Origin of the sequence: Haloarcula sp. JP-Z28, from assembly GCF_011440255.1 — an archaeon.
In the GTDB taxonomy this organism is placed as follows: domain Archaea; phylum Halobacteriota; class Halobacteria; order Halobacteriales; family Haloarculaceae; genus Haloarcula; species Haloarcula marismortui.
On the sequence record NZ_JAAOHT010000051.1, the window covers coordinates 1 to 15179 of the forward strand.

At 63.2% G+C, this 15179-nt stretch carries 22 protein-coding genes; 15 read left to right on the forward strand and 7 right to left on the reverse strand.

Features of this window, described 5'->3' with window-relative positions:
• Positions 1–328: 328 nt before the first annotated feature.
• Positions 329–703: a helix-turn-helix domain-containing protein gene (locus G9463_RS16325; RefSeq protein ID WP_165897283.1), complete on the forward strand. Its 375-nt coding sequence runs from the start codon at positions 329–331 to the stop codon at positions 701–703.
• Positions 704–749: 46 nt separating this feature from the next.
• Entirely contained in the window at positions 750–1160 is a 411-nt protein-coding gene (locus tag G9463_RS16330; RefSeq protein WP_011223545.1) for a CoA-binding protein, read from the forward strand.
• A gap of 73 nt (positions 1161–1233) precedes the next feature.
• Here G9463_RS16330 and G9463_RS16335 read toward each other — a convergent pair whose 3' ends face one another.
• Positions 1234–1617 carry a DUF393 domain-containing protein gene (locus G9463_RS16335; RefSeq protein ID WP_165897284.1) on the reverse strand — a complete coding sequence of 128 codons (384 nt, stop codon included), beginning with the start codon at positions 1615–1617 and terminating at the stop codon, positions 1234–1236.
• A gap of 224 nt (positions 1618–1841) precedes the next feature.
• On the opposite strand from G9463_RS16335, the gene G9463_RS16340 reads away from it, so the two are divergent.
• Positions 1842–2084 carry a BolA/IbaG family iron-sulfur metabolism protein gene (locus G9463_RS16340; RefSeq protein WP_004956795.1) on the forward strand — a complete coding sequence of 81 codons (243 nt, stop codon included), beginning with the start codon at positions 1842–1844 and terminating at the stop codon, positions 2082–2084.
• Between the two features lie 70 nt (positions 2085–2154).
• On the forward strand, positions 2155–2493 hold the full coding sequence (locus G9463_RS16345) for a glutaredoxin (protein ID WP_004956798.1): 339 nt from the start codon (positions 2155–2157) through the stop codon (positions 2491–2493).
• 21 nt (positions 2494–2514) lie between these two features.
• Here G9463_RS16345 and G9463_RS16350 read toward each other — a convergent pair whose 3' ends face one another.
• On the reverse strand, positions 2515–2694 hold the full coding sequence (locus tag G9463_RS16350) for a DUF5786 family protein (protein WP_004516241.1): 180 nt from the start codon (positions 2692–2694) through the stop codon (positions 2515–2517).
• A gap of 173 nt (positions 2695–2867) precedes the next feature.
• Here G9463_RS16350 and G9463_RS16355 point away from each other — a divergent pair, with 173 nt between their 5' ends.
• Positions 2868–4790, forward strand: a complete 1923-nt coding sequence (locus G9463_RS16355) for a beta-CASP ribonuclease aCPSF1 (protein WP_007187723.1) — start codon at positions 2868–2870, stop codon at positions 4788–4790.
• Positions 4791–4798: 8 nt separating this feature from the next.
• Here G9463_RS16355 and G9463_RS16360 read toward each other — a convergent pair whose 3' ends face one another.
• Genes G9463_RS16360 through moaA form a run of 3 tightly spaced genes read right to left on the reverse strand, consistent with a single transcriptional unit; the run spans position 4799 to position 8087 of the window.
• A complete protein-coding gene (locus tag G9463_RS16360; RefSeq protein ID WP_004956804.1) occupies positions 4799–5812 on the reverse strand; it encodes a bifunctional oligoribonuclease/PAP phosphatase NrnA in 1014 nt (337 codons plus the stop codon).
• A 55-nt stretch (positions 5813–5867) separates the two neighbouring features.
• On the reverse strand, positions 5868–6953 hold the full coding sequence (locus tag G9463_RS16365) for a putative sulfate/molybdate transporter (protein ID WP_165897285.1): 1086 nt from the start codon (positions 6951–6953) through the stop codon (positions 5868–5870).
• Positions 6954–7004: 51 nt separating this feature from the next.
• Positions 7005–8087 (reverse strand): GTP 3',8-cyclase MoaA, encoded by a 1083-nt coding sequence (gene moaA / locus G9463_RS16370; RefSeq protein WP_004956809.1) that lies wholly within the window; start codon positions 8085–8087, stop codon positions 7005–7007.
• 106 nt (positions 8088–8193) lie between these two features.
• On the opposite strand from moaA, the gene yqeC reads away from it, so the two are divergent.
• Positions 8194–8913: a selenium cofactor biosynthesis protein YqeC gene (gene yqeC, locus G9463_RS16375; RefSeq protein ID WP_165897286.1), complete on the forward strand. Its 720-nt coding sequence runs from the start codon at positions 8194–8196 to the stop codon at positions 8911–8913.
• Positions 8914–8939: 26 nt separating this feature from the next.
• On the opposite strand, the gene G9463_RS16380 is transcribed toward yqeC, so the two are convergent.
• The gene (locus G9463_RS16380) at positions 8940–9545 is read right to left on the reverse strand and encodes a molybdenum cofactor guanylyltransferase (protein ID WP_165897287.1); all 606 of its coding nucleotides are present in this window, start codon (positions 9543–9545) and stop codon (positions 8940–8942) included.
• A gap of 78 nt (positions 9546–9623) precedes the next feature.
• On the opposite strand from G9463_RS16380, the gene G9463_RS16385 reads away from it, so the two are divergent.
• Genes G9463_RS16385 through G9463_RS24365 form a run of 6 tightly spaced genes read left to right on the forward strand, consistent with a single transcriptional unit; the run spans position 9624 to position 13147 of the window.
• The gene (locus G9463_RS16385; RefSeq protein ID WP_127014695.1) at positions 9624–11396 is read left to right on the forward strand and encodes an aldehyde ferredoxin oxidoreductase family protein; all 1773 of its coding nucleotides are present in this window, start codon (positions 9624–9626) and stop codon (positions 11394–11396) included.
• Positions 11393–12172 carry a hypothetical protein gene (locus G9463_RS16390; RefSeq protein WP_165897288.1) on the forward strand — a complete coding sequence of 260 codons (780 nt, stop codon included), beginning with the start codon at positions 11393–11395 and terminating at the stop codon, positions 12170–12172. The genes G9463_RS16385 and G9463_RS16390 overlap by 4 nt, the downstream gene beginning before the upstream one ends.
• A gap of 48 nt (positions 12173–12220) precedes the next feature.
• Positions 12221–12487, forward strand: coding sequence for a hypothetical protein (locus G9463_RS16395; protein WP_165897289.1), 267 nt, complete (start codon positions 12221–12223; stop codon positions 12485–12487).
• Entirely contained in the window at positions 12484–12627 is a 144-nt protein-coding gene (locus tag G9463_RS16400) for a hypothetical protein (protein WP_004516231.1), read from the forward strand. The genes G9463_RS16395 and G9463_RS16400 overlap by 4 nt, the downstream gene beginning before the upstream one ends.
• Positions 12624–12968, forward strand: coding sequence for a hypothetical protein (locus G9463_RS16405; protein ID WP_004956834.1), 345 nt, complete (start codon positions 12624–12626; stop codon positions 12966–12968). Before G9463_RS16400 ends, G9463_RS16405 begins: the two co-directional genes overlap by 4 nt.
• 44 nt (positions 12969–13012) lie before the next feature.
• The gene (locus G9463_RS24365) at positions 13013–13147 is read left to right on the forward strand and encodes a hypothetical protein (RefSeq protein WP_004956837.1); all 135 of its coding nucleotides are present in this window, start codon (positions 13013–13015) and stop codon (positions 13145–13147) included.
• A gap of 60 nt (positions 13148–13207) precedes the next feature.
• On the opposite strand, the gene G9463_RS16410 is transcribed toward G9463_RS24365, so the two are convergent.
• Positions 13208–14425, reverse strand: coding sequence for a hypothetical protein (locus tag G9463_RS16410; protein WP_011223555.1), 1218 nt, complete (start codon positions 14423–14425; stop codon positions 13208–13210).
• A gap of 96 nt (positions 14426–14521) precedes the next feature.
• Here G9463_RS16410 and G9463_RS16415 point away from each other — a divergent pair, with 96 nt between their 5' ends.
• Genes G9463_RS16415 through G9463_RS16425 form a run of 3 tightly spaced genes read left to right on the forward strand, consistent with a single transcriptional unit; the run spans position 14522 to position 15172 of the window.
• Positions 14522–14671: a hypothetical protein gene (locus G9463_RS16415; protein ID WP_011223556.1), complete on the forward strand. Its 150-nt coding sequence runs from the start codon at positions 14522–14524 to the stop codon at positions 14669–14671.
• Complete coding sequence (locus G9463_RS16420; RefSeq protein WP_011223557.1) at positions 14671–14946, forward strand: hypothetical protein; 276 nt, start codon at positions 14671–14673, stop codon at positions 14944–14946. The genes G9463_RS16415 and G9463_RS16420 overlap by 1 nt, the downstream gene beginning before the upstream one ends.
• Positions 14939–15172, forward strand: coding sequence for a hypothetical protein (locus G9463_RS16425; RefSeq protein WP_004956847.1), 234 nt, complete (start codon positions 14939–14941; stop codon positions 15170–15172). Before G9463_RS16420 ends, G9463_RS16425 begins: the two co-directional genes overlap by 8 nt.
• Positions 15173–15179: the final 7 nt, after the last annotated feature.

Consider the following 15179-nt stretch of genomic DNA (forward strand, 5'->3'; position numbering starts at 1 on the left):
CGACCGATTCCGATCCAAACACATCTAGCGGAATCATTCGTGTCGGGCACCGCTGACGCGGTGCCCTTGTCCTCTTCGAATCCACAGCTGCCGCTCAACAATATCCACAATCTCCTACGCAAGAGCGATATGGCTACTCTCTCCCAGCGTAACCGCGCCGCAGGAAATAGCGGAGAGGGACACACTCGGGTATAATAGCTCATAGCTCTGGGTAGGCCTCAGTGTGCGATGTCCTGCTGAGTCTCTCGATGTGGTTCCCAAACGATGGAGTCCGGCTACTTGCACAGGGGTAGTTATTAGCCGGCCGCGGCCGAAATCCCGACAAGATATGAGCGATTCACCCGAGAAGCTCTCCGTCTGGTGTGCTGGCGAGGACTGGTGCCCCATAACCACGACGGCGTCCCTTATCGGGAAGAAGTGGCACCCCGTTATCATCCACCGATTGCTTGATAACGGCCCATCAGGCTTTAACGAACTCAAAGAGAACGTCGATGGGATTTCCTCTAAAGTCCTCTCTGACAGCCTTGAAGACCTGCAGGAGAAAGGGCTCGTCGACCGCGAAGTAATCAACGAACAGCCGTTTCGCGTCAATTATTCGCTCACCAAACACGGGGAGTCGCTGGAGTCCGTAATCACCGAAATGGCCGCGTGGGGCGAAACGTACCTGCAGGAACCGACAGAGGCCGACGAGCCCGCGGAATAGGTCCAGCAGGCAATCCCTTTTGTTGCTGCCCGACGAACCTTCGTGTATGCCTGTTACTTCGGACGACGAACTCCGGGAGATTCTCGAACATGACCGCGTCGCCGTCGTCGGGTGCTCGACCAGCCCCGGCAAGGACGCCCACGAGATTCCGAAGTACCTTAGCGAACAGGGGTACGAGGTAATTCCGGTCAACCCCTTCGCTGACGAGATATTCGGGCAGAAGGCCTACGACTCACTGGCAGAGGTTCCGGGTGAAATAGACATCGTTGACGTGTTCAGGCCCAGCGATGAGGTCCGCGACATCGTTGACGCGGCCCTAGAACGCGACGACGACGCCGTCATCTGGCTCCAGCTTGGTATCCACGACGACGACGCCGTCGAACGCGCTGAGGCGGCTGGCCGCCGCGTCGTTCAGGACCGCTGTATGAAGCCGACCCACCAGCAACTGATGAGGTGAGTGGACGGGCGACTGTCGCGGACTACCGCTGATCGATGTGTGAACGTCGTCCAGCAGTTTTGGGAATGTGGCGTCAGTCCGAGTTATCCCTGCGCGCTGGCGGCGTCTTTGACATGACCTTCCCCCACTTCGAACGGTTATCCGCGACCTGTCGATAGGCCCGCTCGCGGAACCGCTCGTAGTCCTCGAACTGCCGGAGGAACGAGACCAGCGGTCGTGCTGGCTTGCCGAGTCCGGTGTATGTAAGCGCGGTTTCGATGGATTTCCCGCAGGAATACACATCCTCCTCGGTCACCAGATGCGAACAGGACTCGTAGTCGTCTGGGAGTCGCTCTAGCAGGTCGTCGCCGAGCGCAGAGAAGCCAACGATTTCGAGATCAGACCGTTCGCCGATGAAGTCCGCCCACCATGTACAGAAGCCACAGTCGTCGTCGTAGACGAGCGTTGCGTCGCTCATATGCGGTCTACGCATCCGGGGCACAAACACCTGTGGTTCAGCCGGCAGGGATTCACAGCCGGTCACCACAGACACGGACACGGCGCAGTTCGCCAAACCGGTCGTGACTGGCGGGCTTGTACCCCTGTGACTGGCCGCCTTCGACCGGGCACTGTCGCTCAGTTGGTGCCCACGACGCGACTGTGACGCCAACTGTTTTGCCCGCCGCTCTCTTCAGAACGCGTATGGACGAGGATGCGGTCGCCGAACTCATCGAGGAAGCGCTTCCGGAAGCACAGGCGACGGTCACCACACCGCGGGACCCTGACGACGACAAACACTACGCCGTACGCGTGGTTTCGCCGGTGTTCGAAGGGGAGTCGCTAGTTGACCAGCACCAGCTCGTCCACGACGCGCTGGGGGACCATCTCACTCGCGACATTCACGCCATCGAGCTGACGACGCTGACACCTGCGGAAGCAGAGTAGCCGGGTCTCGGTGATGGGGCCTCACTCGCCCCGTCGGTACGCCTTTATTGCCGACGCCGTTAGTGGCGGTATGGCATTCGAGCCCGAAGAACTTTCCCCGGAAGAGGTCACGGAGCAGGTAGACAGTGTCATCGAGGACAACGAGGTCGTGCTGTTCATGAAAGGCAACGAGCTGATGCCACAGTGTGGCTACTCGAAGAAGGCACTCGCACTACTGCAACAACACCGCGACGACATCGAGACAGTGGACGTGCTCAAAGCGACCGACGCCTATCGGGAAGCTCTGGAGCGCCACAGCGGGCGCGAAACGATCCCACAGACGTTCGTCGACGGGGAGTTCATCGGTGGCAGTGACATCCTCGAACAGCTCGACGAGCGCGGCGAACTTGCACAAAAAGTCGGTCAGTAAGCGCGGTCGGGAGTGGCGGCGTTACTCTTCGTCTTCGTCTTTCATATCGCCGAGCTTGTCGACGAGGTCGCTCGTGGTCGCCTCCGTCTCGAAGGAGACCGACCCGTCGTGGTCGTTCTCGTGGACCGCAACGCCCTCGCTGTCGTCCGCGTCTACGTCGTTGTCCTTCTGTTCGGATTCATCGTAGCTACCAAAGCCCATATAGATACAACTCGCAGTCCAACACTAAAATTCGCCGGTTCTTGCCGAGACACGACCACGCAATGACATAACGAGACAAGCAAAGGTTCTTTACCGTGCTTGCACTCCCGCTAGATAACGGCAGTCGAGAGCCGTGGTTTTCCGACGGCTATCGGGCCTCCATCTCCAAACTTATGAGTTCCGCAGACGAGACACTTGATCGAATCAAAGCACAGGTCGAAGAAGAGACACCAGACGACATCGAAATCGAATCGGTCGCGTTCGAGGGGCCGGAACTAGTTATTTACACGCCGGACGCGCAGACGGTCGCCAACCGCGACGGCATCGTCAGAAATCTCGCACAGACGCTCCGCAAACGCATCAACGTTCGCCCCACGCAGGAAGCCCTCGTGCCGCCGAACGAAGCCCGGGCCCAAATCACGCAGACGATTCCCGAGGACGCCGGCGTCCAGAATCTGGATTTCGACCGCCAGACGGGCGAGGTATTTATTGAGGCCGAAAAGCCCGGTCGCGTCATCGGCCGCCACGGGGCAACGCTGGACGAGATTTCTGCATCCGTCGGCTGGACCCCCGAGGTCGTCCGGACGCCGCCGATGGAGTCCTCGACTGTCTCGAACGTCCGGAACTACCTCAAACAGGAACGCGAAGAACGCCGAGATATCCTCCAGCGCGTCGGTCGACAGATCAACCGCCCAACCACGAGCGACGAGGACTGGGTTCGACTCACCACGCTCGGCTGCTGTCGTGAGGTCGGGCGCGCCGCCTTCATCCTCTCGACGCCGGAGTCCCGCATCCTCATCGACTGTGGCGACAAACCCGGCGCTGAGGGCGAGGTTCCGTATCTCCAGGCTCCCGAAGCGCTCGCTGCGGGGCCGAACTCCCTCGATGCCGTCGTCCTGACACACGCCCACCTCGACCACTCCGCGCTCATTCCTATTCTGTTCAAATACGGTTACGACGGGCCGATTTACACGACTGCACCGACGCGGGACCTGATGGGCTTGCTCCAGCTGGATTACCTCGACGTGGCCTCGAAGGAAGGGCGGACACCGCCCTACGAGAGCCAGCAGGTCCGGGACGCACTGAAACACACGATTCCGCTGGAGTTCGGCAACGTCACCGACATTGCGCCGGATATCAAGCTCACGATGCACAACGCCGGCCACATCCTTGGGTCGGCAGTGTGTCACTTCCATATCGGCGAGGGCCGCTACAACGTCGCCTTCTCCGGGGACATCCATTACAAAGACACCCGCCTGCTCGACGGGGCCGTCAACGACTTCCCCCGCGTCGAGACGCTCGTGCTGGAGTCGACCTACGGCGGCAAGAACGACTACCAGACCGACCAGTCTGACTCCGAACGGGTTCTCAGAGACGTTATCAACGAGTCTTACGAGAACGACGGCAAGGTACTGATTCCGGCATTCGCCGTGGGGCGGTCGCAGGAACTCATGCTTGTCCTCGAAGAAGCGATGCGGAAGGGCGATATTCCGACGATGCCGGTGTACCTCGACGGGATGATTCGGGAGGCGACGGCTATCCACACCGCGTACCCGGAGTACCTCCGGGACGACCTCCGCCAGCGAATCCTCTACGAAGACGAGAACCCGTTCCTCGCCGAGCAGTTCGAGCAGGTCGACGGCGGCGACGAGATGCGACAGGACATCGCCGACGACGAACCGGCTATTATCCTGACTACCTCCGGAATGGTCACCGGCGGCCCCGTGATGTCCTGGCTCCGATTGCTGGGCAGCGACCCGGACAGCACGATGGCGTTCGTCGGCTATCAGGCCGAAGGCACCCTCGGTCGCCAGATTCAGCGCGGACAGGACGAAATCACCCTTGGCGACACGAGCGGGCCACGCGCCGAGCGGGTGAGCCTCAGACTCAACGTGGAGACGGTCGATGGCTTCTCCGGCCACGCCGACCGACAGGGGCTTGAGTCGTTCGTCGAGACAATGCACCCGCGGCCGGAGAAGATCCTCTGTGTCCACGGCGACGCGTCCACGACGAACCAGCTCTCTTCGGCGCTGTACCAGAAGTTCAACATGCGGACGCACAACCCGAAGAACCTCGAAACGTTCCGGCTGTCCTGAACAGCGGCTTAGCTGTCTTCCGAGAGATTTAACCCGGCAAAGAGCCGCGCCGAAATCACCTGCTCGACAATATCGACAAGCACGGTGTCGTCGCTCGTGTAATCGGCGAAGATGCCAAGCGGGATTTCGCCGCCGGCCATCTCGCGGTGTCCCCCTGCGCTCCCCACATCGCTCAGGGACTCACTCAGAATGTCACCGATGTTGACCCGGGAGTCCGTCGAGCGGGCGCTGAGCTGAATCGTGTCCTCGACAATGCCAAAGACGATGGCCGTCTCGACGCCCTCAAGCGTCGCCAGATAGTCAGCCGACTGCGGCAGGGCGTCCCGCTCGGGCGTCCGGCCGACGTGTGAAATCAGCACCGACCCGCGGACTGTCCGGTTTCCGATTGCGTCCGCGATAGCGTCGACGGTTGCACCGCTGATCGACGGCGAAGAGAGCTGTCGCAACAGGTCCGAATCGGCCGTGTCCGTCAGAAAGCCGGCCGCCCCGTACTCATCCGGCGTCACGCCGCGCAGGAATCCCAGCGTCTCCCGGCGGATGGCAAACAGCAACGCTGTCGCCAAACGGTCATCGAATTCGATTTTGAGGTCTCGGAGGTACTCGGTCAGTATCGTCGCCGTCGCGCCGATCTCAACACGGTGGTCGACGAACCTGGCTGTAATGTCCTCGGCGGGGTGATGGTCGACAACGATATCGACCGAGACATCATCGGGAACCCGGTTGTTCGCCCCTGGAATCGAGTGGTCGACGAAGGCGAGTAGTTCCGAAGGGTCCCGGTCAATCACGTCGGCTCTATCGAACTCCTGAATGTCCATCTCCAGCAGATTGACGAACGAGCGGTTCTGCTGGTGTGATATCTCGCCGCTGTAGAGGATGCGTCGTTCGTCGATGCCGACGGCGGCCGCAATGCGACCGAGCGCCAGCGCGCTGGCCAGACAGTCGGGGTCAGGGTTGTTGTGACAGACAATCGTGAGCGACTCCGCCTCTCCGAGTAGATTTTCAAGTTCTGTTGCGGGGCGCATTTATTCGTCGACCCTTCGGGCTCCTGCTACAAGCGTGTGGGGGCCAGCCGCTGAGTTACAGTCGGGCACGCAGTTGCTGGACGAGGACGCCGAGGACGAGCGCGAGGCCGAGGTTGACGAGCACGCCGACGACACCGATTGCAGCGACAACTGCCAAGTCATCCGTGCTGGAAACCCCGGTCCAGCCCAGTTGGAGTGCGATCAGTACCAGAATGACCCCGAGTAGCGCCGTCGGATAGGCCGAGATGACGCCGACGGCGAGGAACGCAGTCAGCACGTAGCCCGCACCGAGTAGCAGATTCGCGCCGGGCGTTCTGGCCCCGAATGCGTACTTCCCGGCGACACCGCCACTCCCGTGACACATCGGGAACGCGCCGAAAGGGACCGCGACCAGATTCATCAGCCCCATGCTGTTCGAGAGCTGGTCCGCAGATACGTCCCGGTCGAAATAATCGGCGAGCAGGACCGACGTGGCGAGGGCGGCGTTGCCGACCGTGACCGCGATCTGTGCGAGGACGGCCTCCCCCGTTTGCAACGATAGCGTCATTGTCGGAAGCATAAACATGGCGTCAACCGCTGGGACGGCCGGCGTCGGAACCCCGGTCTCCACGAGGGCGATAGCGGCTCCAAGGACAAAAACGGCGAAGGCGCTCTGCCCGCTGTGGCCGACCACCGCAAGGACGGCAACAATGCCAACGGCGATAGTCACGAGTCTTGGGTCGTTGAGCCCAAGACCGATGCCGGTTTCGAGCAGGACCAGCGCGACGCCGAGTTGCACCCCGCGGACAACGGTATCGTCGACGTACTGATTGACCACTTCGAGCGACTGTGTGGTTCCAAGCACGAGCAGGATGCCGGCCAGCAAAAGCCCTGCAACGACGAGTTCGCCAGTCGAGATGGTCCCGGCGATGACCAGCGCGGCGAACGCCTTCATCGGCTCGACTGATATGGGGACACCGTAGTACAGCCCCCAGACGACCTGAAAAACGCCGAACCAGACGAGCATGACCGGGAGCGAGAGCTTCGTCAGCACGGCGACGGCGACAACAACTGGGAGTACCGTCGCCGAGTCCCCGATTGCGCCGGTCAGTTCATTCCACGACAGCGAAACTGTCGTCTGGTCGCGGAACGTGAAACTCATGACGGTCGTGTCAGACGGCGAAACAGTGAGCGAACCCCTCCGCGGCGGCCGCTACTCCGAGTACTCGTAGGGCGCACGGTCCCCGTCGGTGTCGATGTACTCCTCGTTTATCTCCCACTCGCCGTCCTCGGTTTCAATCATGTACTCGCCGTAGTAGGGGACGCGAGTGTCGACCGTCTCGCGGAACGCGGCGCGCATCGACTCTTTGGTCGTGCCGATGTCACGCAGGTCATCGTTGCGGTTCAGACAGCCCTTGAGGTAGCCGTCGTGGGTGAGCCGCACGCGATGACAGTTCGCACAGAAGTTCTCGTTGCCGACTGGGTCGACGATTTCGACCATCCCGCTGTTGTGGTTGTTGACCGGCTCCGTTCGTATCCCGCCGTCGGACGCGGCCAACGAGGTGGAGGCACTATCACCTTCGACCGCCGCCTCGCCGCTGTGCATCCAGTAGCGCTTGCGGTCGTGCATCTCGCGGTGTTCGACCTTGTCGGCGCGGTCTTCGAGCCAGTCGTGGACGCGGTCGATGTCGATGGCCCACTCCGGATGGCCCGCCAGTTCCGGCATGTACTCGATAAGCTGGAGCTGGAGACCGGGGTTCTCGGCGACGTGGTCGACCATCTTCGGGACGTAGCCCGCGGTCGGCTCGAAGACGACCATGTTGAGCTTTACCGGCTCGAGGCCAGCGTCCAGCGCCGCTTCGACCCCTTCGAGGACGCGGTCGTAGGCCCCGCTCTGGGTCAGTTCGGCGAAGGCCTCGCTGTCGAGAGCGTCCTGCGAGACGTTGACCCGCTCGAGGCCCGCGTCGACGAGGTCCGGGGCGCGGCCGGGGAGGAAGGTGCCGTTGGTCGTCATCGACACCTCCATCTCGTCGGGGGCGCGCCGGACGATTTCCTCCAGGTCCTCCCGGAGCATCGGCTCCCCGCCGGTGAACTTCACCGAGTCGACGCCGAACTCGGCGGCGACTTCGAGGAAGGCCACGATGGTGTCAGCAGTGAGTTCATCGTCCTGTGCCTCCATCGGGCCCCGTGTGTCGCCCAGCCCCTCGTTGTGACAGTAGACGCAGTCGAAGTTACACCGGTCGGTGAGGGAGACGCGGACACCGGAGACCTCGCGACCGAAGTCGTCTTCGAGCATATCCTTGCTAACTGTTCACAGCACAGCCTATTAAATGGCGTGACTGGTCCGGTTCCGTCATCGGACACGGGGTAACGATTAATCAGGCGACCGCCGTGTACTGCGTATGGACATCGTCGACGCGCTAGACGCACGACATGGGACCATCTGCTTTGTCGGCGCTGGGGGCAAGAAAACGACGATGGCGACGCTCGCAGCGCGACTAGAACACGCCGTCGTCACCGCGACGGTTCGGATTCCGATTTTCGACGGGTGGGTCGAGGACGTTGTCGTGACGGAAACCCCACGGACAGCCATTGACGAGGCGTCTGCGTGGCCGCTAGGCGTCGTCCCGGCACAGGAGCGACCGGACCGCTACCGCGGCTACGACCCGGGGACTGTTGCCGACCTGGCTGATATCGACCATCCGATTCTGGTGAAAGCCGACGGCGCGCGGATGCGAGAGTTCAAAGCGCCGAGCGACCGCGAGCCACAGCTCCCCACGTCGGCCTCGACCGTCGTCCCGATTGCCAGCGCCCACGTCATCGGCGAACCCTTGACCGACGACATCGTCCACCGGGTCGACGAAGTTACCGCGATTACCGGGCTCGCTCGCGGTGACGAGATTCGACCGCAAGACGTCGCTGCGGTCCTCGCCCACGAGCAGGGCGGGCTGAAAGACGTGCCAGCCAACGCGACCGCGGTTCCGCTGCTCAACATGGTCGATGACGCGGGACTCGAAACAAGCGCGCGGGCCGTTGCCGAGGCGATTCACGACCAAGCCGACGTGCCGCGTGTCGTCCTTGCTGAGATGCGGAGCGACGACCCGCTGGTGGCAGTCGTCTGAGAGCGAGGCGACACCGGCCCGCTCGTTCAGAACCGCTCGGCCGCAGCCTCGAACTCCTCACGGGTGTTGAGGTTCTCGAACGTATCCAGTGAAGTGTGTGCGAGCACGTCTTCGCGCTCAACGACAACGTACTCAATGTCGAACAACGGTTCGACGATTTTGTGCTCACCGCGCTCCAGTGCTCGCTGACAGGCGTCATGCATTGCGTCGGCGTGGTACACCGCCTGTGTCGTCTGAAACCACTCGTCCGGACGTGGGACTGCGGCCTCGTGGGACGCCGCTCGCTCGAACAGGTAGTCGACGAACGTTGGGTCGACAAAGGGCATATCGCAGGCCACCACCGCAGCGTATTCGCTGTCGACGGCCCCCAGCCCGGTCGCGATGCCAGCCATCGGTCCCTGGTCGGGGTCCTCATCGAGCGCGAACGTCGGCTCAAGCGTGTGGTCCGATAGCGCCGTGTCGATGGCCTCGACCTGGTCCTCGCGGCAGTTCACGACGAGTTCGTCGACGGCTTCGCCAAGGCGGTCGGCGACGCGGCGGACCATCGGTGTCCCAGCGAGGTCGGCGACGGCTTTGTCGCTGTCGCCGAACCGCGTCGACCGACCGCCCGCAACGATGACACCTGCGCGCATACCCTGCCTTCTCGGGTCTGGCAGAAAGGTGCTTGGTGCTGTGGGTAATCCTTTAGTCGACAGACGGAAGAGTGAGGTATGATGACAGTAGCCAATCGGGACCGGATGCTCCACGTCGACCTGTCGTCGGCATCGGTCGAGAGCTGTCCGGTTCCGGAGGCCTGGCGTCGCCAGTTTGTGGGCGGCAAGGGACTCGGCGCTCGGTACCTGTACGACAAACTCGACGCCGGCACCGACCCGCTAGGCCCCGAGAACGTCCTGTTGTTCATGCTCGGGCCGGTCTCCGGGCTGCTCCCCGGCGAGACACGCTACGCGGCGGTCACGAAGTCGCCCCTGACTGGCGGCTTCCTCGACTCCTATGCGGGCGGGACGTTCCCGGACACGCTGGCCGGCGCGTTGCAGGACCACACCGGGATTCTTGTCACCGGGCGCGCTTCGGAGCCGGTCAAACTCGTCGTCGAGGCCGACGGCGCGACGGTCGAACCTGCCGACACGTGGGGGCGGGACACGGCCGAAACCGACGCAGCGTTCCCCGAGGCTGCGGTGGCGTGTATCGGCCCGGCGGGCGAGCAGGGCGTCGCGTTCGCGACTATCGCTTCTGACGGCGGCGAACACCACGCGGGGCGGGGCGGTGCCGGAACAGTGATGGGCGCAAAACGGCTGAAAGCCGTCGTCGTCCGCGGTGAGCCGCCGACGGACCTCGCGGAGCTACGGGAGCAGTACGCCAAGCGGTACCGCGAGGGCGACACCGGACAGTGGCTCAACGCCAGCGGGACCGTCGAGACAGTCGATTTCGCCAACGCGATCGGCGCGCTCTCGACGCGCGGCTGGGAAGACGGCCAGTTCGAGGGGGCCGACAGCGTCGGTATCGAGGCCGTACAAGAACTTGCCGCGGGCCGAGAGTACGACGACGCGGACAGTCCCGGCGGCTTTCGCGTCCAGACTGAAGATGGCGAGACCGTGCCCCGCGGGGCGACGGCGATGAGCCTTGGGGCCGGGCTTGGCATCGACGACTTCGACGCCGTGGCGACGCTGGGCGAGACATGCAACCGACTGGGGCTCGACCTCATCAGCGCCGGAAGCGCCGTCGCGTGGGCTATCAAAGCCGGCGACGCCGGCCTGCTTGCGGAATCGCTCGATTACGGGAGTCCTGACGACGCGCGAGCGCTCCTCGAAGAAATCGTCGCGCGGGAGTCGACGCTCGGCGACGCTCTGGCCGACGGCGTTGACGCGGCCTCGGCCCGTCTAGGCGGGGACGACCTCCTGCCGACGGTCAAGGCCATGGAACTGCCCGCGTACGACCCCCGCGGCGCACGGAGCATGGCACTGGCGTACGCGACCAGCGACCGCGGGGCCTGTCATCGGCGGGCGCTCCCCATCGAGCGGGAGGGGTTCGATGGCAACTGGGGCCCCGAGCGGGCGGCCGCGGCCGTCATCCGCGAACAGGACCAGCGTTCGGTGCTGTGGTGTCTCGTCGTGGACGACTTCGTCGGCGACGCGTTCGACGACCTCGGCGCTGAGTGGCTTGATGCAGTCGGACTGGACACGGACGGCGACCTTGCGACAGTTGGCGAGCGGGTCTGGACACTCACGCGCCTGTTCAACGTCCGCGAGGGTATTTCGCGGGCCGACGACGAACTGCCGGCAAAGCTGCAGGAACCGCTTGATTCTGGCCCGAACGCTGGCGCGGCAATCGACACCGAATCCTTCGACGCGATGCTCGACGAGTACTACAGGCAACGGGGCTGGGACGCCGATGGCCACCCCACTCCCGAGACAATCGAACGACTCGGCCTCGCGGACGCCGTCGACCAGTCGACACTACCAGCGGACACAGCACTCGGAGAATGACAGACGAAATAGACCTCGATGAACTCGACGTACAGGACGACGAAGAGACGCCGAACCGGGGCGACTGGTTCTGGAGCGATGAAGGCGACCCCGTGGATGAACCCGACACCGGAGCAACTGGGACTGAATCGGTACGGCCCGACAGCGACGCCGAGGCTGGCAGTCCCGCTGCAGCCATAAATACGAGTCCCGACGCGGCCACTGATGCCGAGAGGAACAGCGGAGAGACGGCCAGCGCAGACCCCGGGGGACAGCCGGTCCCCCACGTCCCGCGGGAGAACAAGGACAAGCCGGTCGGCATTCCGACGGACAGCGGCGGCGCAGCCGCGACTGACACTGACCCGGCCTCGAACGTCGCCGAGGACCCCGCTGCTGGCGAGACGTCTGTCGAAGCGAGCGGTCCGCACGGCGGCGGTATCGACGACATGACGATGGCCGTGACCTACGACGCGGCCCGGCAGTTCGCCGACCCGCAACTGGTGTTCCGTGAGGCGCGGGGATGGGCCGACTGGGTCGGTATCGTCGGCGACGTGGAGGCGTTCGTCATCAACAAGTTCCAGCGCGACCATGGCATCGACGCCGATTTCTTCAGCGGCGCGGGCCAGGAGCCAGCCGAGCGACTTGCCGACATCGACAAGCACTCTATGTTCTACGCCGAGCGGATGGTCCTCGTCGGCCGCCCGGACGACGAGCCGATTGCAGAGCGGACCGGCTGGGAGTTCATCCCACTTGCCGACGCCGCCGAGAAAGCGGACTGGGACCTCGCTGATGAGTGACGCCGTATATTTATAATGCTTGCTGGTCATTGTCATACACGAACGACAATGACACTCCGAACCGCGGTCCGACAGTCGAAGATACTCACGTTCGTGGTACTGGGTGCCTTCGTCTGGCTGTTACTGACGCTGTTCGAAGTACTGTCGACCATCGACCTCGCGACCGGCACAGAAACGTATGTCGGCCAGAACGCGCTGGGCGGCATCGCCGGGGTGCTGGTGTTGACCATCGTGCTCGGAGCGCTCGTGGTCCTGTACTCCGAGATAACCGAGTCGGACCCGGCCCCACAGTCGTGGCCGCCATCCGAAGAATGACCTACTACAGTTGCGAGGAATGCGGCCAGATGATAGACCTCTCGGCGTTCGAGGGACAGCCGCGCCGACAGGACTGTCCAGTGTGTGAGGAGACGACGCTGTGGACGCCCGAGTTCGAGGGTGAGGGGGTGTCGTTTTGACGCTCGCCTTCGAGGTGAGTGACCGACTGTATGCGGCCGCCGAGGAGTGGGCTGACCGGCGATTAGAGGACATTGACGAGGCGATGGAGACGAAAGTCGAGCAGGCGTTACTGGAGGTCGAGCACCTCGTCTCACAGTCCCACGACGTGGCGTTCGAGGTCGACGGTCGCGAGGTACGGTACGAACCAACAGCCGAACTGGCCGCGTTGCTCCGTCGACAGGCCGAAGAGAGTGGCATCGACGAGAGCGCGGTCCTGAAGATGCACGTCGACCTCTACGCCAACGCGTTCCTTGATGAAGTTACGGACGAGCAGAAACCGCCGGGAACGCCGTCTGAGTGACGGCACCAAAGTTTAAGACCGACCACTGAGACAGATGATACACAATGGCACACGAAAAAAGCGAGTGGAAACCCAAGGGTGCGACAGAGACATTCAACGACTTCGAGGTCTGGGACCACGGCGTCTGGCCGGGTGACGTGAACCAGAACGACACGACATCGGACGACGACGAGGAGTGAACCGCTATCGGCGTCAGGTCTTGTCCTATTTTCGTGGCCCACCCTGCACGCGAGCGACAGCTATGGGGCCGGAAAGGCCCGTCTGTCACGCGGCGGGACGTAGAAGTTCGAGCGTGACGCGACTTCGATAAATTCCAGCAGGCCGTTGTTCTGCCGGTCCCGAAGTTCTTCGTGTTCTTCCCGGAGCCACCAGCCGTTCATCGCGTCCCGGACTTCCTCGAAATCACGCGGGCGTTCCTGGAGCGAGAGGAAGTGAATCCCGGCTTGGCCGCCGTCAATCGTGTTGAAGTCGCGCCGGAGGAGAAGCGGCTCCCCATCCTTGCGGGCGCGGGCCACTTTCTCGAAGTGGCCGACCGTTCCCTCGCTGCTCGCGTGCTCACGGACCATCTCGGCGAAGGGGAGGCTCCCTCTGTCGATGTCCTCCGGGGAGAACTCCGCCGAGAACAGTCGCTTGACGCGGTCGGACTGGGCGAGTTCCCACCAGTTGTCGAAGGCCTCGTTGATTCGTGAGAGGTGTATTGTCGTCCCGCCAGCGTAGGGGCCGTCGTCGATGGTGACGCGGTCCTCGCTGGCCTGCGTGCCGGCCCGGCCGGCAAAAAAGCCAGAGAACATATGTGACTCTTCGGGGATATCGGCGGGGACGCCTTCCGCGTCGGCGTGGGCCGCTGGAAGCCCTTCGCCGACGAACCCGCCGCGGCGGTCTGCGACAGAGAACACGTCGCCGAGTCGACCCTGCACCTCCGCATCCGCAAGCCTCGGCCGCGTGTCGAACATCGCCGACTCGGCGGCGGCGAGGTTCGACGGAACGTCGCTCGCAAGGACGAGCATCGCGTCGAAAGACTGCAAGTCGGGGTCGTCGGTCCGGGAGAGGACCCGCGGGCTGCGTATCGGGGACGAATCGAGCGACCCGTAGGTGTCGAAATAACTCGTCCCCCAGCCGAGCATATGCAGGAGCCCTGCACTGTTGAACTCGTAGGCGTCCTCCAGCGTCCGCATCGCTAGCTCGACGGTCTCCGCGGCAGAATCCGACGGGGCGGCATCAAGGTCGAGCATGAACAGTCGGAAATGACGTGGCAACAGGTCGTTGCCAGCGCCGTCGCTCCGAAGGCGCTCGTTCCAAGCGTGTTGCCGTATCGGGAGGTCGTCGGCCCGCGGGTTCGGGTCGAGGTCACCCGTCGGCGACTCCGCTTGCCTGGCTAGCAGGGATGAACAGCCGCTGAGACCGGCCGCTCCGGTGAGTGCGGAGAGCCGAAGTAGCAGCCCACGGCGCGAAGTCATGGTATACTATCACAGGGTAGGGCTACGCGGAGAAAAACTTTGTCTCATGAGAACAGGTCACAACGGTTTTTTACTTGCCAGTCCGTACCTCACTTCATGTTAACTACACTCATGCACTCGGAATCGGGACTTAACCTCCCGTTTCCACCCGATATGGGTGCGGCAGTCCTCGGTGTCGGGCTGGTCGTCCTCGCTGTCATCACGTACGATATCTATCAGCAGCACTGGGCTGGGGACGGTACCTGATGGCCACCGAACAATCGAACTCCCGGCTGACTGCCGCGTCACTTCTCGGCTATCTCCGAATTCTGGTCTACACCCTCGCTACGCTGCTGGCGTTGTCACTGCTTGTCGTCGGCACGATCGGCCTCATCGCCGAGCTCAAGGGAAGTTGGCACTGGCAGATTCACCTCGAATCGACTATCAGTTACATCGGGCTGTTCGTCAGCCGACTGCTGGTCGTCCTCGTCCCGCTGTTCGTGGTTCTCGTCGTCGGTCGGCGGGTGGTCCCCGATGCGTGAGCGATTGCGTGCGAACCCATTCGGGGTCGTCGCGGCCGCCTCGGTCACGCTTCTCTGCGTACTGGTCGCGGGCGCGGGAGCGGTCGCGGTCATCGCACAGTCGGTCAACACCTGGCGGTCGCTCTTTCTCATGGAACAGGCGATGGCGTTCCTGCTGCCCGCGGTGAAGGTTCTGATGGCTGTCGGGCTCATCGCAAGCGTCGGGCTCGTGCTCCGAATCCGGTAGCCGCCCT